The 21,146-nt window shown below is 53.7% G+C and carries 15 protein-coding genes; 13 read left to right on the forward strand and 2 right to left on the reverse strand.

The window, feature by feature from the left end; all coding sequences use genetic code 11:
• Positions 1 to 48: 48 nt before the first annotated feature.
• The 4 genes from JSQ80_RS14190 to JSQ80_RS14205 all read left to right on the forward strand — a co-directional run bounded on the left by JSQ80_RS14190 (position 49) and on the right by JSQ80_RS14205 (position 6,473).
• On the forward strand, positions 49 to 1,218 hold the full coding sequence (locus tag JSQ80_RS14190; protein ID WP_087434302.1) for an AAA family ATPase: 1,170 nt from the start codon (positions 49 to 51) through the stop codon (positions 1,216 to 1,218).
• Complete coding sequence (locus JSQ80_RS14195; RefSeq protein ID WP_206095728.1) at positions 1,215 to 2,582, forward strand: DUF58 domain-containing protein; 1,368 nt, start codon at positions 1,215 to 1,217, stop codon at positions 2,580 to 2,582. The genes JSQ80_RS14190 and JSQ80_RS14195 overlap by 4 nt, the downstream gene beginning before the upstream one ends.
• Complete coding sequence (locus JSQ80_RS14200) at positions 2,545 to 5,208, forward strand: transglutaminase-like domain-containing protein (RefSeq protein ID WP_206095729.1); 2,664 nt, start codon at positions 2,545 to 2,547, stop codon at positions 5,206 to 5,208. Before JSQ80_RS14195 ends, JSQ80_RS14200 begins: the two co-directional genes overlap by 38 nt.
• 224 nt (positions 5,209 to 5,432) lie before the next feature.
• On the forward strand, positions 5,433 to 6,473 hold the full coding sequence (locus tag JSQ80_RS14205) for a LacI family DNA-binding transcriptional regulator (protein WP_206095730.1): 1,041 nt from the start codon (positions 5,433 to 5,435) through the stop codon (positions 6,471 to 6,473).
• An 85-nt stretch (positions 6,474 to 6,558) separates the two neighbouring features.
• On the opposite strand, the gene JSQ80_RS14210 is transcribed toward JSQ80_RS14205, so the two are convergent.
• Together JSQ80_RS14210 and JSQ80_RS14215 are read right to left on the reverse strand one after the other, a co-directional pair.
• Positions 6,559 to 7,736 (reverse strand): IS3 family transposase gene (locus JSQ80_RS14210; RefSeq protein WP_206095731.1). Its coding sequence is split into 2 segments (ribosomal slippage): positions 6,559 to 7,448 and positions 7,448 to 7,736, totalling 1,179 coding nucleotides; the frame shifts between segments, so codons are not numbered across the junction.
• A 131-nt stretch (positions 7,737 to 7,867) separates the two neighbouring features.
• On the reverse strand, positions 7,868 to 8,434 hold the full coding sequence (locus JSQ80_RS14215) for a helix-turn-helix domain-containing protein (protein WP_087434298.1): 567 nt from the start codon (positions 8,432 to 8,434) through the stop codon (positions 7,868 to 7,870).
• A gap of 162 nt (positions 8,435 to 8,596) precedes the next feature.
• Here JSQ80_RS14215 and tdh point away from each other — a divergent pair, with 162 nt between their 5' ends.
• The 9 genes from tdh (at position 8,597) to opp4C (ending at position 21,139) form a co-directional block, all read left to right on the forward strand.
• Positions 8,597 to 9,643 carry an L-threonine 3-dehydrogenase gene (tdh, locus tag JSQ80_RS14220; RefSeq protein WP_206095732.1) on the forward strand — a complete coding sequence of 349 codons (1,047 nt, stop codon included), beginning with the start codon at positions 8,597 to 8,599 and terminating at the stop codon, positions 9,641 to 9,643.
• Between the two features lie 35 nt (positions 9,644 to 9,678).
• Complete coding sequence (locus tag JSQ80_RS14225; RefSeq protein WP_206095733.1) at positions 9,679 to 10,857, forward strand: glycine C-acetyltransferase; 1,179 nt, start codon at positions 9,679 to 9,681, stop codon at positions 10,855 to 10,857.
• A 1,147-nt stretch (positions 10,858 to 12,004) separates the two neighbouring features.
• On the forward strand, positions 12,005 to 13,171 hold the full coding sequence (locus JSQ80_RS14230; RefSeq protein ID WP_087434295.1) for a Gfo/Idh/MocA family protein: 1,167 nt from the start codon (positions 12,005 to 12,007) through the stop codon (positions 13,169 to 13,171).
• 164 nt (positions 13,172 to 13,335) lie between these two features.
• Positions 13,336 to 14,301 carry an ABC transporter permease gene (locus JSQ80_RS14235; protein WP_206095734.1) on the forward strand — a complete coding sequence of 322 codons (966 nt, stop codon included), beginning with the start codon at positions 13,336 to 13,338 and terminating at the stop codon, positions 14,299 to 14,301.
• A 13-nt stretch (positions 14,302 to 14,314) separates the two neighbouring features.
• Positions 14,315 to 15,199, forward strand: a complete 885-nt coding sequence (locus JSQ80_RS14240) for a carbohydrate ABC transporter permease (RefSeq protein WP_206095735.1) — start codon at positions 14,315 to 14,317, stop codon at positions 15,197 to 15,199.
• A gap of 28 nt (positions 15,200 to 15,227) precedes the next feature.
• Positions 15,228 to 16,853: an extracellular solute-binding protein gene (locus JSQ80_RS14245; protein WP_206095736.1), complete on the forward strand. Its 1,626-nt coding sequence runs from the start codon at positions 15,228 to 15,230 to the stop codon at positions 16,851 to 16,853.
• 509 nt (positions 16,854 to 17,362) lie between these two features.
• Entirely contained in the window at positions 17,363 to 19,102 is a 1,740-nt protein-coding gene (locus tag JSQ80_RS14250; RefSeq protein ID WP_206095737.1) for an ABC transporter substrate-binding protein, read from the forward strand.
• Between the two features lie 67 nt (positions 19,103 to 19,169).
• Positions 19,170 to 20,123, forward strand: coding sequence for an ABC transporter permease (locus JSQ80_RS14255; RefSeq protein WP_087434289.1), 954 nt, complete (start codon positions 19,170 to 19,172; stop codon positions 20,121 to 20,123).
• Between the two features lie 83 nt (positions 20,124 to 20,206).
• Positions 20,207 to 21,139 carry an oligopeptide ABC transporter permease gene (opp4C, locus tag JSQ80_RS14260; protein ID WP_087434288.1) on the forward strand — a complete coding sequence of 311 codons (933 nt, stop codon included), beginning with the start codon at positions 20,207 to 20,209 and terminating at the stop codon, positions 21,137 to 21,139.
• Positions 21,140 to 21,146: the final 7 nt, after the last annotated feature.

Genomic DNA, 21,146 nt, shown 5'->3' on the forward strand with positions numbered 1-21,146 from the left:
CATTTCACAATCTATGAAAATGGATAGGTTTGCAAGGGAGGGAATCACGTGTCCAATAATATGAATTCAAGCGCGGATGGTCTTGCCGCCCGGGATCATGATGTGTGGCTTGCCGCGTTTGCGGAACGGGGCTGGACCTCTTTCATGGAACGATTGGAGCAGGTTGTCGTCGGGAAGCGGGAGGTGGTCCGGCTGGCCGGGCTGGCGATGCTGTCGGGCGGACATATTCTGCTCGAGGATGTGCCGGGCGTCGGCAAGACGCTGCTGGCGCGCGCCTTGGCGCAAGTTGCGGGCGGCAGCTTCCGGCGCATACAGATGACGCCCGACATGATGCCTGCCGATATTACCGGCAGCATGATGTGGGAGCCGGGCGCCGGCGGCTTGCGGTACAGCGAAGGCGCGCTGCATGCGAACGTCGTGCTGGCGGACGAGCTGAACCGGGCACCGGCACGGACGCAGTCCGCGCTGCTGGAGGCGATGGAGGAGGGAACGGTCACGGTGGACGGCACGACGCGCGCGCTGCCGCAGCCGTTCCTCGTTGTTGCGACGCAAAATCCGCTCGCCTTCGAAGGCACGTACCGGATGCCGGAGGCGGAAATGGATCGCTTCGCGATGCGGCTGTCGCTCGGCTATCCGGCGGCGGAGCAGGAGGCGGACATGCTGCTGCGGCAGCAGGCGGGAACGCCGCTGCGCCGTCTGAATCCGCTCTGGTCGCCGGAGGAGTGGCGGTTGTTAATCGAGCGTGTACGCCAAGTCCACCTTGACGTCGTCCTGTGCCGCTACATGGCGGACTTGGCCGCTGCAACGCGCCGTCATCCGGCCCTCAGGCTGGGCGTGAGCCCAAGGGGAACGCTGGCGCTGATGCGGACGGCCCAAGCGCATGCTTGGGTAGAGGGGCGCACGTATGCCGTTCCTGAAGATGTGCAGGCGGTCGCAATGCCAGTGTTGACGCATCGGCTGCTGCTGCAGCGCGAAGCCGCGCTCTCCGGCGTAACGGAGGAAGAGGTGCTGGCCGAGGTGCTGCTGCAGACGGCGGTACCCGGATTCCCGGGCGGTGCGCAAGGCGCGGGCAGACCTGCCAAGCCGGTGCGGCAGCAGGACGAGCGCGGGCGGGCGTCCTTCCGCGAGAGCGGGAACGCCTCTCGAACGCGGCCGGCGCCAGGGGCTGCCGTCCGTAATGCAAGCAGCCGCATCTGGTTCGGAGGGCTGTTCCGATGAAGATCGCGCTGCGTTACGCGTTCACCGCCTTGGGCTGCGGCCTGTTTGCTTGTCTCGGCTTGTACCGCGAGAGCGCGGCCGAGTGCTTCCTCGCCATTCTGCTTGCACTTATGCTGCTGTATGGGCTGTGGATCCGCCGGATAGGGGCCAAGCTGAGATCCGTGCAGGTTGCGCACAAGCCTGCGGGCGAATGGAGCTCCGGGCAGGAAGCGATGAGCTTCAAGATTACGCTGGCCTCTAAGCGGCGTTTGCCCGCGATTTGGCTTATGGCGACGGATGTATGGACGCGCACGGGCGGTGATGGAGGCGCTTGGGTTTGCCACAGGCTGCTGTTCCCCCGCGGCCGGAGAACGGTTGCTTATACGAGTTCCTTCGAGGGCGCCCCGCGCGGCGTCTATCAGTTGGCTCGGACAGAGCTGACGATCGGGGATTGGTTCGGCTGGTTCGGGCAAAAAGTGCCGCTTGCTGCGGAAGAAGCGGACGCGCCGGTATGCGTCATCCCGCCGCCTGCAGCAGCAAGCAGTCTCATTGACACGGCCGGAGCAGCGGGGGCAGCACCTTGGGATATGGAGCCGAACGCGGCAAATGGCAGCGAAGCCGGTGACGATGCGGTTCGAGTGATGGGGCATAGCGCAGCTGGAACGCCAGGCGTGGAGCTGCAGCCTTACCGGGCAGGCGCTTCGCAGCGGGCCATCGACTGGCGCACGTATGCCAAGCGCCGCATCCTCGCCGTCCGCCCGCTAGAATCGGCAACGGCCGCCTGCCTCGATCTCGTGGTCGATGATACCGTATGGCGGACAGGCTCGGACAACAACGATCATTGCGCTGCGGTGCCCGCCGAACGGATCGGGTCCGACGCCATGAGCCGGACCGCCGCCGAGATGGAAGCCGTGCTGTCCGTAGCGGCGACAGCCGTGCGGGAGGCGATGGAGCAGGACGTGCCCGTACGGCTCATATGGCTTAGCGACGGCGCTGCGATAGAAGGGGCATGGAATGCGGTCATTGCGCTTGCGGCGGAGCGTCCCGGCGCGCGCGGCGAGCTTCCATGGCAGCTGGAACAGGGACCGCCGCAGCAGAACCGATTGACGAGCGGGCGAATGACGGCTGTAAGCTTCAGCCGGGATGGGGCTGCCGTCAAGCGGATGCTGGCCTATGCTGGCGCCAGAGAGATTGATCGCTGGCTCATCGGCGAGGAACATCCCGGCGCTGTTCGATCGGGCACACCGGACCGAATGAATTCAGCCGTTAACTTCAACGATCGGCCCTATCGCGCCAAGTTCGATATAACCGGAGCGGAACGCGCCGGGCGAAAAAGAGGTGAGAAAGATGCGCACGCCGAACATGCGGCAACTTTCGAGGGGTAACGGGCTTCAAGCGGGACGTACTGCCGTAGCGCAGCGGGAGCCAGTGCGAAATGGAATGCCGCTGTGGAAGCGCGCGGGGTTTTCCGTGCTGTTGTATGCTTTGTTCGCTGAATGGTTTTATCCGCTGCATCAATTGAGCCAGCAGATTGATTTGAATGACATTCGGCCTTTTTTATGGGCCATAGCCGTTTACTTGGGGATAGGTCTCGTTATCCGCAGCACGGCCGCTTCCCTCATCTGGCGCGGAGCCGTGGCGGTAGGCGTAACCGCATGGATGTTCGGCTCTGTCCGGCATAGCTTTGAAGCGGATTCCGCTAGCGGGGCGTTTTTTTCCTTTTCAGCTATCATGCCGGAAGGTTTATCGCTCATGGCTTCGGCACTTTCATCGGATGTGAGCCTTTGGCTGGAGGGAAAGTGGCTTAGCACGAGCGGGGAGACACGCACGCTTCTGCTGCTTATCGGTTGGGCCATGCTTACGGCCTCGATACAGTCTTTGCTGCTGAGCCGCCGGACGGTGTTGTTTTTTTCCGTCGCAACGCTCTGTTATTTATGCGGCTTTCAATGGGGATTCGGCATGGATGCGGCGGTGCCGATTGTCCGTGTGGCAGGCTGGAGCTTGCTGTTGTCGGCGTGGCTTCATCTGGACGAACGCTTGGCGTTGGAGACGGAACGCAGAGAACGCGGACAGGGAAGCCGATCGTTCCAATGGCTGCTCTCCTCGTTGCTTGCGGCAGCGGCGGTGGTAGGCATAGGTGTCGGACTGCTGAACGCATATGGCTGGACAAATCCGCGCCCGTTGCCTTCGTTGCAGGAATGGACGCAATCGCTGACCGCTTCCTACGGCTCAAGCTTCGATTATTCGGGACAGACAGCGGCTTATGCCGTCGATAAAGGGAAAAGCTCATCTGCGAATTCACAGTCGGGTCTTACGGGATATAGCCGAGATGATACGCAGTTGGGCGGGCCCATTCGGGATGATTCGCGCCTGCTGTTCAAGGCTGCTTCGCCGGAGCCGACGTATTGGCGCGGGGAGAGCAAGTCTGTTTATACCGGACAGGGGTGGACGTCGAAGCCGGAGCAGGCAGAGACATTGGATGCATCGGGAGCGCTGCGGGATGATTCGTCCGCGGCTCTCAAGGGGTGGTCGGAACCGATTACGCAGACGATAACGGAGTCCAGATTCATGCCGGAGCTTCCGCTGTTGTTCGGCGGCAGGGCAGAGAGGCTTCTTTCTTGGTCGGCGAGCGGATCCGCCCCGGATCTGCCGCAAAGCCTGCCCGCGCTGCGCTATCTTCCTGGCGGCGAACGCTATGACGCGGCATCATCTGGAAAAGCGGCTTCCATAACGTATCAATATGAGACGCGCGTATTCCGCTTGGACGAAGAGATGCTCCGGACAGTCTCAGAGAGTTCCGCATCAGGCGAGACCCAATTGCCGCAAGAGGTCGAACGCGTTGAATTGCAGCTTCCCGCCAATTTGCCGGGGCGTGTGCGTGAACTCGGCGCCCGTCTGACTGCCGGGGCAGATACCCAGTACGATAAGGTGCTGCGCATCCAGCAATTTTTGCTGCGGGAATATACGTACACGAAGACGGATACCTCCGTTCCGCCAGAGGGAAGGGACTTCGTCGACCACTTTTTGTTCGATGCCCGCCAAGGGTACTGCAACCACTTCTCGACAGCGATGGCTATTCTGCTGCGCACGCAGGGAATTCCTGCGCGATGGGTAAAAGGCTTCTCCCCGGGCGAAGCGCAATCACCCGGCCATTATGCCGTGCGCGCTTCGGATGCGCATGCGTGGGTGGAAGTGTACTTCCCGACGGTCGGCTGGGTTCCCTTTGAAGCGACTCCATCAATCGGTCTGACAGGCGGGGCCGGTACGGGGACAGCGGACGCCGTTCTGCATTCCTTCGCTCAAGCCTGGACAGAGTCGGAGGAGGGGGGAAATGAGTCACATGAAGCGTTATTAACCTATAACACGCCAGCCGATGTGAAAGAATTGCTTGAGCAATCCCTGCAGCCGCAAGCGCCGCTTACTGGTTGGGAACGGGTGCGGCATGCCGGCTCCGTCGCTGCTCAAGCTTGGCGGAACGGGGTGGAGGCGGTAGGGAAGCACTTCGTCTCGGAATGGGAGACATTGACACGGCTTGGCTCGGAATGGAAGCGGCTGGCCACCGGTGAAGAGGGCCTGTCCGCGCTCGGGGCTTTTCTTCGCTATCTCATTACAAGGATGCCTATATTGATCATCCTCGGCGTATGGATAATTGCCTTGCTGTTGTTCCTAAGCGCCAAACGGTGGCGCAAGGTGGCTCCGCAGCTGCGTCTCCGCCGGCTCGTTCGGGCTCAAGAGCGCCGTTTTCAGAGCGAACGCGTGCAGGAAATGGGCCGCATTGCCTGGCAGCTCATCGAGCGCAAGTATGGCGAGCGCCCATGCGGCATGACATGGAGCGACTATTTGACGATGAAGCGCAATTCGTTGAGCGAGCCCGATCCGATGAACAGTACGCCGCTCGAGCAATTCATTGCGGATTGCAACGCTTTGATCTTTGCCGGTCCGCAGGGAGAACGGGCGGTGAGGCAGCGTTTCCTGGAAGGATGCGCCTTCGTGCTTCGTCAATGCACCTAGCTGAGCCGCTGGAAGCAGCAATCGTTATTTCACGAAGCCGTATGCCGCATGCCGTGGAAAATGACTAGCCTTCCATCGCTAATGCAGACCGCAACCGATTATCGGTGCGGTCTGCTCGTGCGGTTAGCCTTGAGATCTTTTCATTCTTCCGTCCAGCCAGTATAATTTACCATACGAAATCATTCCAAATGCTAACGAATTTGTAATCGGGAGGGGGGCGGAGTATGGCCACCATGAAGGATATTGCAGAACAAGTCGGAGTATCCATTTCAACCGTATCGCGCGTCTTGAATCATGACAACAGCAGGCGCATCAGCGAAGAGACGAAGCACAAAATATGGCAGGCGGCCCAGCAGCTCAATTATCGCACGAGCCTCGCGCCCAGACGGTCGGCAACAACGGGACAACGAGCACAGACCCAATCTTCTGTCAAAACAATCGGCTGCATTTTATCGCTGCCGGATAACAAGTATAACCATCCCTACTATTCCCCGATTCTGCAAGGGATTGAAGCGAAGCTGCTGGAAGAGGGCATTACGCTCGCTTTTCTTCATACACAGGCTGAATTAAAGAGCGACGCCGTGCGGCATGCGCTGCTGCAAGACAGGCCCCCGAACGGCGTCATCTGCGTGGAAGGCATGGATAAAGCGGCCTATCATTGGCTGAAGGAGCGGGTTCCGTTCTTGGTTGGCATCGATGTGGCAGATCCGGATATTCCGGTCATCTCCTATGACCGCTTGAATGCCGCGCGGACGGCCGTGCAGCATCTGTTGAATCACGGGCACCGCCAAATCGGATTTATCGGAGGGGCAGGCTTGTTCGGGCAGCTGGAACGGGAGAAGCGATACCGCGGATACAAGCTCGCTTGCGAAGAGGCCGGGGTCGAAGTTCGACCGGAATGGACGATTGACGCGGCATGGGATGCCGATCGCAGCTATAAGGAAATGCAGCTTCTGCTTCAGCAAAGGCAGCTTCCAACGGCCATGTTCTGCGCCAGCGACATGATGGCCATCGCGGCGATGCGGGCCGTTATCGAGCAAGGGCTGCACATACCGGATGACATGGCGTTCATCGGGATCGATGATATCGAATTTTCCAAATACAGCTCGCCTCCGTTATCTTCGATTCATATCCCGAAGTTCGAGATGGGCTATGCCGCCGCCAAGACGCTGCTGGACAGCATGAGCAATCCATATCCGTTTCCGTTCCGCATGCTGCTGCCGTTTCGCCTCATGAATCGGGAGTCAACGATGAAGCTCCAGTGACCCCTATCATCTGTACAACATAAAAACACCTTGAGCGGACTTGCCGGCCTGGTCATACCCCTGTCAAGTAGACAGATGAAAAAAGCTATGCAGCCAGCGCGTGCCGATACTCAATTGGCGCGCGCTGTTTGAGTTTGGCTTGAAAGCGCTGATAATTATAAAAGTAGATATACTCTTCTACAGCTTGAAGAATCTCAGCTTCTGACGTACACTGGTGAAGATACAACTTCTCTGTTTTGAGATGCGAAAAGAAGGATTCGATGCAGGCGTTATCCAGGCAGGTTGCTTTGCGAGAGTGGCTGCCTTTGACGCTGAATGCTTCCAATCGTGAGTTGTAGGCCTGAGACGTGTACTGGAAGCCCTGATCCGAATGGAGCACGGCTTCCGAAACGTCTCTTTTTCGTGTCCACTGCTCAATCGTATCCAGCACCAGCTTTACGTCGTTTCGCTCGGATAATTGCCAAGCCACAATTTCATTGTTGAACAGATCTTGTATCGCCGACAGGTAATAAAAGCGTGTGCCGTCGGAGATATACGTAATATCGGTGACTAGCTTCTGCTGCGGACCTACAGCATGGAATTGACGCTTCAATCGGTTAGGATACACGACGGAAGGCGTAGAACTAGAACGCTTTCGTTTCTTGCGAATGACGGACTGGATAGATAATTCCTTCATAAGCCGCCATACTTTTTTATGGTTAATACGATAACCAGCCTCCCATAAAGCTGTCATCATACGAGGATATCCAAAATAGGGGTGCGCAAAGTGAATAGCCATCATGTGCTCCTTGATCTCGTGATCCCTTGTTTGTCTTTCGGCCCTTAATGACCGTGTCGCTCGCCACTTGTAATAACTAGCCCTAGGTACCCCCGCAATGGCTAACAAACGCGTAACATCATAGAGATCACGCAGCTCTTCAATCACTTGGTAGTTATCCTGCGAACGGAGCGTGCCTCCTTTACCAGATTTGGATACCGCTTTTTTAAGTAATCGACCTGTGCTTTCAAATAATCCCGTTCTTGTTCCACAGTGTCAAAGGCTGTACGCGGACGTCCCTTAAGAGGATTCGATACCCCTTTACGGATATCGAACGCTTCTCCATGCTGCCACTTCCTTACCCATACTTTTAATTGGGTACAGTTTCTGATTTCTAACTTTTCCGCTACCGTTTTATAGCTGGACTTCCCTTCTAAATACGCTTTGACTGCTGCTAGTTTGAATTCTTCGGTATACTGTTGAAACACTTGTCCCTTTCTAGCCATAGAAAAATCCCCTCCAAGTTCACTCTTGTTCCTCATGATAGCACAAGGTTTTTTTTGAGTGTCTACTTAAAGGGGATAATACCAGCCATCAAGGTGTTTTGTCGATCCGAGGGGAGATGCTGCCCCTGAGCTTATTTATTTGCAGACGGATAATGGATGAGCGTAATGAATCGGATCGGCTTGTCTGTTACATTGGTATAGGTGTGGCTTTGATTAGCCGTGAAGCGCATCGCCATGCTAGGATGGAGCACATAGGTCTCGCCGCCGATAACGACGTGCAGTTCCCCTTCCATGCCCATGATGAATTCATCGACTCCATCGTAGTGCGGCTCGGACGTATAGGAACAACCCGGCTCGATGACGACGCTGTATACTTCGAAGCCCTTGTCCTGTTCAAACGGGAAAATGGGATATGCGCGGTATGCCCCTTCTTCCTCGACGAGCGGCGAGGTGTCTTCCATATGGACTACCGTCACATTCGGTGTCGATTCCTCCATCAGCGTAGCGAAGGAAATGCGCAGTCCGTTCACAATTTTCCATAATACAGAGATGGTCGGATTGGATTCCCCGCGCTCGATTTGCCCGAGCATGCCTTTGCTGACGCCGCTCATTTCAGCGACTTGATCCAAGCTTAAATTCCGCGATTTTCGTATATCCTGAAGGTTCTTTCCGATTTTTTTATGTATCGGTTCGTGCATTGCCGATCTCCTCTCCAACGATTCGTACAGCAGGTTTCCAATAGAATACAAAACACCATGTACAATATAGCGCACAAACGTATAATATATTATACAGATGACTGTTTAAAGTTGGTTTTTCTTTCTATTGTAAAAAAAAATCAAAGGAGGGGCAATCGGTTTATGACAAGAACGATGATCGGCTTGGTGAAAGAAGAACGTAAACCCGGCGCCGTGCTCAAGGAAGTGCCTGTTCCGACTTGCGGTCCCCATGAAGTGCTGGTGCGTGTCAAAGCCTCTTCCATTTGTGGCACGGACGTGCATATTTATAAATGGGACGATTGGGCCGCGCGTACGGTCGTTACTCCCAATGTATTCGGACACGAATTCGCGGGTGTCGTCGAGGCGATTGGCGATGAGGTAACGAATGTCAAGGTAGGCGATTATGTGTCTGGCGAAGGCCATGTCGTATGCGGGGTGTGCAAAGCTTGCCGCACCGGGAATGCGCACGTATGCCGGAATACGAAGAGCTTCGGGATTACGATACCGGGCTGCTTTGCCGAGTATGCGGTCGTGAAGGCGAGCAATATCATTCAAAATGATCCGATGCTGCCGTTCGACATCGCGTGCCTGCAGGATCCGCTCGGCAATGCCGTGCAGGCGGCGTTGTCGGGAGACGTAGTTGGTAAAAGCGTAGCGGTTATCGGGGTCGGTCCGATTGGTCTGATGGCGATTGCCGTGGCGAAAGCGTGCGGCAGCGGCTCCGTCTATGCCGTGGATATTAACCCGTACCGCCTGGCGATGGCCAAGTCGATGGGGGCGGATGTCGTCATCAACAGCCGCGAGGTGCCGATGGCACAGGCGCTGCTGGAAGCGACGAACGGGGAAGGCATCGAGGTCATGCTCGAAATGTCCGGCCATCCGGATGCCATTCGCGACGCTTTGAAAGCGGCTGCAATGGCAGGGCGCGTATCGCTGCTCGGCATCCCGACCAAAGAAGTGCCGCTCGATTTGGCGCAGGACATTATTTTCAAAGGATTGCATATCGAGGGCATTACAGGGCGGCGCATGTTCGATACTTGGTATCAGGTTAAAGGGCTGTTGGGTTGGGGCCGGTTGAATCTGGCTCCGCTCGTGACGCATCATTTCACGCTGAATCAATATGAGGAAGCGTTTGAATTGATGGCTTCCGGGAACTGCGGCAAAATTGTATTTTGGCATGATAAATAACCAATAACGAAGAAACATGACGGAGGTGCTTGAGCATGGCAGGGTTTCAACATATCGAACGGCAGTTGAACGAGCTGAAGCAAGCTGGACGTTATCGTCCGCTTACGGTATGGGAAGGCGGCTCGGATTCGTGGATGACGCTGGATAACGGCCGGCGGGTGCTGCAAATGTCTTCGAACAACTATTTGGGGCTGACACAGCATCCAAGCCTGAAAACGGCGGCTGCCGAAGCGATCGCGACCTATGGTGTCGGCGCAGGCTCGGTGCGTACGATTACCGGTACGCTGGACATTCATGATACGCTGGAACGCCGGTTGGCCGAGTTCAAAGGCACGGAAGCGACGCTCGTATTCCAATCGGGCTTTACAACGAACCAAGGGGTGCTGTCATCCATTCTTGGACCGGATGATGTGGTCATCAGCGACGAGCTCAATCATGCCAGCATTATTGACGGCATACGTCTGACGAAGACGAACAAGCGTATTTACGGGCATAAAAATCTGGATCAGCTGGAAGCGGTGCTGAAGGAATGCGGAGGGTTCCGTCAGCGTCTCGTCGTGACGGACGGCGTCTTCAGCATGGACGGGGACATTGCGCCGCTGCCGCAGATCGTCGAGCTGGCCGAACGCTATGACGCGCTTGTCTACGTAGACGATGCGCATGCCAGCGGCGTGCTTGGCAAGCATGGCAAAGGGTCCACGGACCATTTCGGGCTGCACGGCCGCGTGCATATTCAAGTCGGCACGTTGTCGAAGGCAATCGGCGCCGTGGGCGGTTATGTCGCGAGCTCGCAGGTGCTGAAGGATTACTTGACGCATACGGCACGCTCCTTCCTGTTCAGCACCGCGCTTCCGCCTTCGGTTGCCGCCACTTGCCTGGCTGCGATCGAGGTGCTGCGGAACGAGCCGGAGCTGACGGAACGGCTGTGGAACAATGCGAATTCGTTCCGCGCATCCTTGCAGGCCGCGGGCTTCGACACCGGCGGCAGCGAGACGCCTATCATTCCAATCATCGTTGGCGAGCCGGCGCGCGCGCTGGATTTCTCCCGCCGTCTGCTGGAGGAAGGCATCTGCGCTCAGGGCATTGTCTATCCGACCGTAGCCATGGATAAGGGGCGCGTGCGCCTTATCATCACGGCACAGCATACCGAGGAAGACTTGGCCTTCGCGCTGGGCGCATTAACGAAGGTGGGCAAGGAATTTGGACTGATCTAGTTTACAGGAAATGTTACGGGTACGGCATCGACACGCTTTTCTGCAGCACAGGAGCTGGCAGGAGGGCGTGTTGTTTTTATGCCATTGGAAAATGTACAGTAAAAAGTAGGGATGGAGCGGACAAATGGTATGCAGACTGCATTTCATCCAATGGATTGGGCTATTTTCAGCGAATACTACGGAATAAGTGAAAAAGCATGGGATCTTATTGGACATATTCCAATGAAGCTTAACGCCAAGCGGTTTACGTGTTGTTTTGACTGCATAAAATCCAATGGAACTACTAAAGGGGGGCGTTCAAATCTTCCGCTCTAGTTTTTCTATGCAGAACAGGCGAAGAGCCGAACCGGATGAGTAGCGACGACACATTCATTAACGAAGAATTTCGCCCAACTTATATCGCAACGCTTACTGAACTTAATTTAGATTGGCTCATAAGCAACGTTATTCTGAATTTAGTTTCGTCCAACTTGCAGCGTTCTCTCTGATGGATGGGGAGAGTGTAGCTAACGGGGAAATGACAGAACATATCGCTGCCAACTGGGATTGGATTAACATTTCCCGCAAAAAGAATCATAGCCGTTTACGAGATTGGACAAGTTCCACGTAAGCCGGGATGGAGAAGCTCGTCGATAGAGCGACACTGCACAATCCACTCCCAAATGTGTGCCATTCGGTGGAAACAAGGTCCCGATCTTACTGCAAACGCGCAGGAAATGAACACATTAATTTGGGCCCAAATAATGTGCAAAATATTTTCTGAAATGTGAACATAAACGTATTGACTCCAAAGTTGACCTCGTAATATAATGACCACAAGCCGACACCATAGAGATTTTCCACAGCAATGAATTCCATATCAATGCAAATTCCTTCAGTATTTATACCCAAAATAAAATCAACTATTTGCACAATGTTCAGTCAATCAGCCAAATATAGGCCAAAACCAACCAAAAATCGAGCCCATGCATTCAAGCAGTAATCATGTGCCGCCGGTGTACATTCACCGCAATATGTAAGCGTTTTATTTAGAGAAAAACGCGGCAGATGACTTTCAATATGATGAGGAAAGTAGCAAAACCTATTTACTGTGTTGCTTTAGTTCATTAACTTACTGCATAGACAAAATCCGAAAGGGGAATGCAACATGAAGCAAGTTCGAATTGGAATGATTGGAGCTCGCGGAAGAGGCGGCATCGCCAAGTATTGGCACCAGCCGGACGGCCGCTCGATCGTCGTTGGCGCAGCGGACATTTATCCGGAGAAGCTGGAGGAGTTCAAGCAGGAGATCAATCCTGATGCTTTCGTGACGACTGATTATCGCGAGCTGCTGGCGCGCGAAGACATCGATGCGATCGCGGTCACATCGCCTGACTTCTGTCACGAGGAGCATGCGGTGGCAGCCTTGAAGGCAGGGAAGCACGTGTTCTGCGAGAAGCCGCTTGCCATTACAGTCGATGGCTGCGACAACATTTTGCAAGCATGGCAGGAATCCGGCAAGAAGCTGATGGTTGGCTTCAACATGCGCTACATGAACATGTTTCGCACGATGAAGGAAATTGTCGATTCCGGTGTCATCGGCGACATCAAAGCGGTATGGGTACGCCATTTCGTTGGCTGGGGAGGTTATTTCTACTTCCACGATTGGCACGCGAATTCCAAAAATTCAACCGGGCTGCTGCTCCAAAAGGGTTCTCACGACATTGATATCATCCATTGGATTACCGGCCGTTACGCGACGAAGGTATCGGCGTTCGGCGGACTTGATTTTTACGGCGGAGACAAGCCGAACGATTTAACGTGCCCGGCCTGCAACGAGAAGGAGACGTGCACGGAAGTGAGCCCGGGGCACTTGATTGAATGCGCATTCCGCGAGGAAGTGAACGTGGAAGACAACAATATGGTCATTATGGAGCTGGAAGGCGGCATCAAGGCATCCTACTTGCAGTGCCATTTTACGCCGGATTATCACCGCAATTATACGTTTATCGGCACGGAAGGACGCATGGAGAACAACGAGCTGGAGAACAAGGTGTACGTATGGACACGCAGTTCGAATTCATCGCGCGAGCTTTCCAACCGCGTTTACGAGGTGAAGGAAGCGAAGGGAAGCCACGGCGGGGCGGACCCGAACATCTGCCGGGACTTTGTGGATATGATTCTTGACGGCAAAGAGCCGGTCGCCACACCGTTGGCAGGTCGCATGAGCGTTGCCGTAGGCTGCGCGGCGACAGAATCCATCCGTGCGGGAGGCGGCGTCATTCAGGTGTCACCGACTCCGGACTTATCTGCGCTTCAAGGCATCGGACAATAAACAATTGCGCGTGTTCAAAAAATCAACTTCTAACATAGAGGGGGCGTCTTGACGCTCCTTTTCATATCAATAGATATCCAAATTTTTAAAAAATAAAATTTTTAAAGATCTGGAATTTAACAAATATTTGAAAGAGCTGAAATGAAAAAGGGGGGATCAATATCATGAACAGAGCAGGCGCGGTGGAACAGACTGCCAGCCGCCTACCGGTCCGGAAGAGCAAGGCGAACGGGATATGGCGTTCCATAAAGCGCAACTGGCAGCTGTATGCACTTATTGCACCGGTCGTAATCTATTATATCGTGTTTCACTATTTGCCGATGTATGGCGTTCAAATCGCCTTTAAAGATTTTATCGCCTCGAAAGGAATATGGGATAGTCCATGGGTTGGTTTCAAGCACTTTGAGCGCTTTTTTAACAGCTATTTCTTCGAACGCTTAATTGTGAACACGCTTACAATTAGTCTGTACACGCTTCTTGTCAGCTTCCCTGTGCCGATTATATTGGCGCTCATGCTGAACGAAGTGAAGACGAAATGGTTCAAGAAGACCGTGCAGACGATTACGTATGCGCCGCATTTCCTGTCAGTCGTAGTCGTGGTCGGCATGCTGTTCATTTTTCTCAATCCAAGCACTGGCATTATCAATCACCTTATCGCAGCGTTCGGAGGCGAATCCGCCAGCTTTATGACGGACCCCAAATGGTTCAAGACGCTGTACGTTCTGTCGGACGTGTGGCAGACGATGGGCTGGAGCTCGATTATATACTTGGCCGCACTGTCCGGCGTAGATCACCAGATGCACGAAGCGGCAACGATCGATGGGGCCAGCAAGCTGCAGCGCATCTGGCACATCAACATTCCGACGATTGCTCCGACCATCGTCATTTTGCTCATTCTCAATTTGGGCAGCGTCATGGCGGTTGGCTTCGAGAAAATTTTCCTGATGCAGAACTCGCTTAATTTGGAGAGCTCTGACGTCATTTCGACGTACGTGTACCGCGCCGGTATTTTGGACGCCCAGTACAGCTTCTCCGCAGCCATCGGCCTGTTCAATTCACTCGTCAACTTCGCGCTTCTGGTCGTTGTGAACTTCATAGCGAAACGTGTCAATGAAACGAGCTTATGGTAAAGGGGGAGCAGACATGATAGACCGTTCATTGGGTGACCGCATCTTCGATGTCGTCAATTATATCTTATTATCATTCATTACGATCATTGTGCTGTATCCGCTCCTGTTCGTCATAAGCGCATCGATCAGCAATCCGGAGACCGTGCTGCGCGGAGAGATGTGGCTCATTCCGCGGGGCATTCATTTTGATGCGTATTACACGATTTTTAAAAACAAAGATATTTTGGGCGGTTATGGCAACACGATTTTGTATACGGCCATCGGCACGGCCATCAACCTCGTCATGACGATATGCGCCGCTTATCCGCTTGCGCGCAAGGATTTCTTCGGACGCGGCCTCATCACCGGCATGATCGTGTTCACCATGTTCTTCAGCGGCGGCCTTATTCCCACCTATCTGTTGATTAAAAATTTGCATATGCTCGATTCGCTGTGGGTCATGGTTATCCCGAATGCCGTCGCCGTATGGAACATCATTATTATGCGGACCTTTTTCCAGCAGTCGATACCGGGTGAAATTCAAGAAGCGGCCATGATTGACGGATGCAGCCACATGCAGACGCTGCTTCGCATCGTGCTGCCGTTATCGATGCCGATTATTGCCGTCATGGTATTGTTCTATGCGGTAGGGCATTGGAACTCCTATTTTAACGCCTTGATTTATTTGACGAGCAAAGATAAATTCCCGCTGCAGCTCATTCTGCGGGAAATTCTGATTCAAAGCGACTCCGGGGATATGGTGAAGCTCACCTCGGAATCGGCCATCAAGATGAAGATGAGTGTAGAAGGATTGAAATATGCGGTGCTGGTCGTCGCCAACTTGCCGATGCTCATCTTGTATCCGTTTCTGCAGCGCTATTTTGTGAAGGGTATCATGATCGGGGCTTTAAAAGGGTAATTCTCAATCCTAAAGGGGGAATCGAATCATGTGTGCAAAAAAATGGCTAATGACGACGATGAGCATCGTGCTCAGCTTCTCGCTGCTCGTAACGGCGTGCGGCGGTGGCGGCGAAGGGGCGGACCCGGGCAAGAGCGAGGAGCGGCTTGCAAGCCTGAATCCAGAAGGCATGCCGATTGCCAAAGAGAAAATAACGATGACGGGCTTCGCCGCGAAGCTCTATGCTTCAGCTGATTGGAGCAAGCTCATGCTGTGGGAAGAGTATGAGAAGATGACGAACGTCCATATCGACTGGGAGACGGTGCAGATTGACAGCTTGAAGGAGAAGCGCAACATCAAGCTGGCCGGCGGCGATTATCCGGAAATCTTCTTCGCCTCGGCTTTCGCCAAAAGCGATCTGATTAAGTACGGCAGTCAGGGCACGTTTTTGAAGCTGAACGATCTCATCGATCAGCATGCTCCGAATTTCAAAGCGTTGATGGAAAAATATCCAATCGTCAAAAAGGGCATTATGATGCCGGACGGCAGCATTTACGGCCTGCCGACGGTTTTTGATCCGGAATTCAAATCGCTCTTCTACGGAACGCCGTGGATGAAGCAGGAGTGGCTTGATAAGCTCAATCTGAAGCCGCCGGCCAATTTGGATGAGCTGTACAACGTGCTGAAAGCGATCAAGGAAGGCGATCCGAACGGGAACGGCAAACATGATGAAATTCCGTGGGGCTCCAAAGGCGTCTGGATTATGATCAACTTCTTGAAGGGCTCGTTCGGCTTGAACAAGAATGGTGTCGCGAATCCGCATGTTGATCTCGATCCGGGTACAGGCAAGCTGCGGTTCGTGCCGGCGACGAAGCAGTACAAGGAATTGCTTGAGTATGTAGCCAAGCTGTACCGTGACGGCATGTTCGACAAAGAGACGTTTACGATGAAGGATACGGACATCACTTCCAAGGCGAGCGCGGGTGTGTACGGCTTCTTGGACGGGGTCGATCCGAAGGCGATATACAATCAGGAAGGGTATGTGGGAATGCCGGTGCTTGAGGGGCCGTATGGGGACAAGATGCCGACGAATATCGGTTCTCCGCTTGGCAACATTGGCATGTTCGTACTGACGGACAAGGCCAAAAATCCGGAAGCCGCCATCCGTTGGATGGATCATTTTTATAGCGATGAAGGCGCGAAAATGTTTTTCATGGGCTTTGAGGGCGTCACGTACAAGGTAAATGATAAAGGGGAATATGAGTATGTGGACAGCATTGCGAAAAATCCGGACGGCTTGAATCTGGACCAGGCCGTAAGCCAATATCTCGTATGGCCTGGCGGCTATTATCCGGGCATCGTCAAGCAGCAGTTCTTCAAAGGCGCGGAAGGATTGCCGTCGTCTGTCAAGAACGCCGAAGCGGCGGCGCCGCATTCTATCAACATGGACGACATTTGGCCGGCATTCAACTTCACGCCGGAAGAGCAGGATGAATTAACGACCATTCAGACGGACATTCACACGTTCGTTGACGAGATGCGCGACAAGTTCGCTTCCGGCGCTCTCGGCTTCGATCAATGGGACAGCTACGTGCAGCAGCTGGATAAGATGAATGTGAAGCGTTATCTCGAGATTTACCAAGCTGCATATGATCGTTACTCCACCTCGAAATAACAGCCTCAATTCAGGAGTCTCCAGCTAGACTGGATCGCCAGGGCTTGGCGCGCCGCCATGCAGCATGCGCCGCGCGATGCATCGCCAGCCTCCCGCATTCCCCTTCAATGCGGGAGGCTGCTCCTGAATTGGATGTCCTCGCTTTCTTTCCCGCAGAACACCATGAAGCAGAGCAAAAATAAATAGCCGAAATTCATCATCGCGGACACTCCTGAAAAATAGTATATATCCGCCTCATAAAGTGATTCATAGCATCGCGCATCGCTATAATTCAGCTTCTTATTCGCGGCGGAGACACATATATTACGATAGAGTCGCCCGAAAGCTAATAACGTCATGCTTGTCCAAGTAGAGTGGACGTTATGTTCATAGGATTAAGGCCTCAGAAATTTTGAAATTTGTGGTTTACATAATTTTACTAGAGGTTTATAATAGGGGTCATTATAATTCCAACTGAATTTATAGGAATAATGAGAAAAATTAAAATCGTACGAAACGGGAGGGTCACCATGCAGAAAGTATTGATGACGTTATTATCTTTGACGATGGCCAGCAGCCTGCTGCTTGCAGCTTGCTCGAGCGACAGCTCCGCACCGGCTTCCGAAAGCGGCAACCAGACTGCGCCGGCCGGCAATTCCGGCAGCACGACAGGGACGAATGCCGCTGAATTGCTGTCAGGCCCCATCGCGGCCTCCGACATGTCGAAGCTTCCGGAGCAAGCGAAGAAACGGACAGATACCATTATTGTCGGGCTGACGGATCCAAGCGGCGCGTTTACGCCTTATTTCCATCAGAGCGGCTATGACGGCAACGTGTCCTCCGTACTATATGCTTCGCTCGTGACAGTGGATGACAAGGGTCTTCCGATCCCAGACCTTGCAGAGAGCTGGGACATTTCTGAAGACGGGCTTACATATACGTTCCATTTGCGCAAAGACTTGAAGTTCAGCGACGGTTCCCCGCTGACGGCCGAGGACGTGGCATTCACATGGACGCTGCTCCATGACAAAGGGTACGACGGAGATTCCGAGATTGCGACGGTCCTGAAGATTAAGGGCGGTCAAGATTACAAAGAGGGCAAGGCCCAGTCGATTGCGGGCATTACCGTTACCGATCCGCTCACGATCTCGGCAACCTTGGAGAAGGTCAATGCGAAGGCTTTGTTGACGCTTGGCGATAATGTGCTGTCGAAAGCCTACTACGGGAAAGATTATAAGTTCGGCAATCTGGATTATATTAAAAAGCTGCATGCCACTCCGGTAGGCAATGGGCCTTACAAGCTTGATAAATTCATACCGGGCCAAGAGGTGCGTTTCGCAGCCAACGAATTCTATTACAAAGGCAAACCAAAGACGGAGCATTTCATCTACAAGACGACGGAAGGCGACACATGGCAGTTCATCGAGACGGGGGAGCAGGACTACGGCAGCTTCACGGCGACGCAGGACAATATCGACAAGTTGAAAAAGCTCGGGTTCCTGAACATCGTTCCGTCCACAGGCAGCTCCTACGGCTACTTGCAGTTCAACATAGAGCATGAACATCTCAAGGATAAGAAGGTGCGGCAGGCGCTTACTTACGGCTTGGACCGCAAAACCATTTATGTCGATGCGAACCAAGGCGGCGCTCAGATCGCGAACGTTCCAACGGCGCCTATTTCATGGTCTTATACGGAAGAGGGGATTAACCCGTACAACTATGATCCGGAAAAAGCGAAGACGCTGCTGGATGAAGCAGGATGGACAGAGGGGGCTGGCGGCATTCGGGAGAAGAACGGCCAGAAGCTGACGCTGCACTTTATCGGTTCGAAGAGCAAAGGGACCGACATCTTCATTGCGGTGGCAAAAGAAAATTATGCGGCGATTGGCGTCCAGTTGGAAGCTGAACAATTTGCAGATTTCAACGCGCTGTCGGCCAAGTTCGAAAGCCGTGATTTTGATCTCGTATCCTTCTCAACACCGATGCTGATAGATCCTTCTGACGGCGTATCTTCATTTGCCAACGGAGAAGTGAAAGGCTATGACAATCCCAAAGTGAAGGAACTGTATGACAAAGGCCTGGAGACTACTAATATCGAAGAGCGCAAAAAGATATACAAAGAGCTATACCAAGTCCTCAACGACGATGCGCCTTATATTTTCACCAGCTACCGCAAATCCGTATATGCCTACAATGGCCGTATTGAAGGGTTGAACGTGAGCCCGTTCCGCGGACTTGCCACCAGCCTCCCTGAATGGACGTTGAAGTAATATATCAAGCCCCCGCAACAGATAACTTAAGTCTGCCGGGGGCGAATGACTTCCAAAGGAGCCGATCATGAGTACATATTTGCTGCGAAGATTTTTGTACATGATTTTAATTTTGTTTGCGGCGTCGTTGCTCATTTTTTTGTTGTATGCATTAATGCCGGGCGACTTCGTCTCGAACAACATGAAGCTGACCGCAGAACGCAAAGCCGAGCTGCGGGAAATATACGGCTTGAGCAAGCCTGTGCTGGAGCGCTATTTCAATTGGATGAACAACGCCTTCCACGGCAATTTCGGTTATTCGTTGGCGCAGCAGAAGCCCGTATTGACCTTGTTTAATGAATATATTTGGAATTCATTTTTGCTAGCGGTAACGTCGACCTTCTTCACATGGCTGCTCGCTGTCATTATCGGAGTCATAGCCGCCTATAAGCAATATTCCTGGTTCGACACGCTGGTCATGATCGGCATCTTCGCCGCGATGTCGATTCCGTCGTTCTTTATCGGTCTCTTTTTGATCAAAATGTTCGCTGTCGATCTGAAATGGCTGCCGCCAGGCGGGATGCTGACGACGGGCAGCAATGCGACAGGCATGGAGTTCATTCGTGAGGTCGCCGATCATATGATGCTGCCGGTTATCGTCATGACGCTGCTCGGCGTCGGTTCACTGACCCGTTATTTCCGCAGCAACATGCTCGATGTCATCCGCCAGGATTACATTCGCACCGCCCGCGCCAAAGGCATGCGGGAACGCGTCGTGCTGTACCGGCACGCGTTGAAAAACGCGATGCTGCCCGCCATCACCCTTGTCGGCTTCGAGCTGCCCGGCTTGTTCGGCGGATCGCTCATCATCGAGAAAATATTTAACTGGCCAGGCATCGGTCAATTGTATATGCAGTCCTTCACGGTAAGGGATTACCCGCTGCTGATGGGCTTCACCATGTTTATCGCCGTTTTGACAGTCATCGGCACGCTGTTGTCGGACATCTTATATCATGCTGCCGATCCGCGCGTCAGACTGTAGGAGAGGTTCACTTTTACCCCCAATCTATCCCGGGAGGCAGTTCCAAAAGTGAGCTGAACATGCTTAAGTAGGGAGGTTTCACCATGTCATCCATTTCAGGCAGTGTGACGAAGACGGAAGCTCATCAGGCAGCAGTCACGCCAGTCCGTTCCTCTTTGTGGCGTCAAGCGCTCCACCGCCTCCTCAAAAATAAGCTGGCGATGTCCGGCCTAATCTTTATCGTGTTTATGCTTGTGGCTTGTTTTGCAGGGCCTCTGTTCTCGCCATATGCCGACAACAAAATCAATCCCGCCAACATGAATGCCGCGCCATCGCTCAAGCACTGGCTTGGCACCGATATGCTCGGCAGGGACGTCTTGACCCGTCTGCTGCAGGCGGGCCGCATTTCGCTTACGGTCGGCATTGCATCCATGTGCATTTCCGTAATTATCGGATCCGTTCTTGGAGCCGTGGCCGCTTACTACCGCGGCATTGTCGATCAGGTCATCATGCGGGTGGCCGATCTGCTGCTGACGATTCCAGGCTTGCCGATTTTGTTCATTATGGGCGCCCTGCTCTCGGAGTGGAAAATCCCTTCCGAATACCGCATGTATATCGTCATGCTGATGCTCAGCTTCATCGGCTGGCCGGGACTGGCCCGGCTCGTTCGCAGCCAGATGCTCAGCATCCGCGAGCGTGAATTCATGCAGGCGGCGATCGTGCTTGGCTTGAATGACCGCCGGAAGCTGTTCAATCATATGATTCCGAACATCGTTCCGCTGCTTATCGTCGTCGCTACGCTCAGCATAGGCGGCGCTATTTTAAGCGAGTCCGTGTTGAGCTTCTTTGGTCTTGGCGTCATGCCTCCGACTCCGACGTGGGGGAATATGATTGATGCGGCGAACAATCTGATTGATTTCGAGAAGCATCCTTGGTTGTGGATACCGCCGGGCGTGGCCATCTTTACAACGGTTATCGCCATCAATATTTTTGGCGACGGTTTGCGCGATGTGCTTGATCCAAAACAGAAGAGGTAAGGGAATG

The sequence above is a fragment of the Paenibacillus apiarius genome (assembly GCF_017052585.1).
Taxonomy (GTDB): domain Bacteria; phylum Bacillota; class Bacilli; order Paenibacillales; family Paenibacillaceae; genus Paenibacillus_B; species Paenibacillus_B apiarius.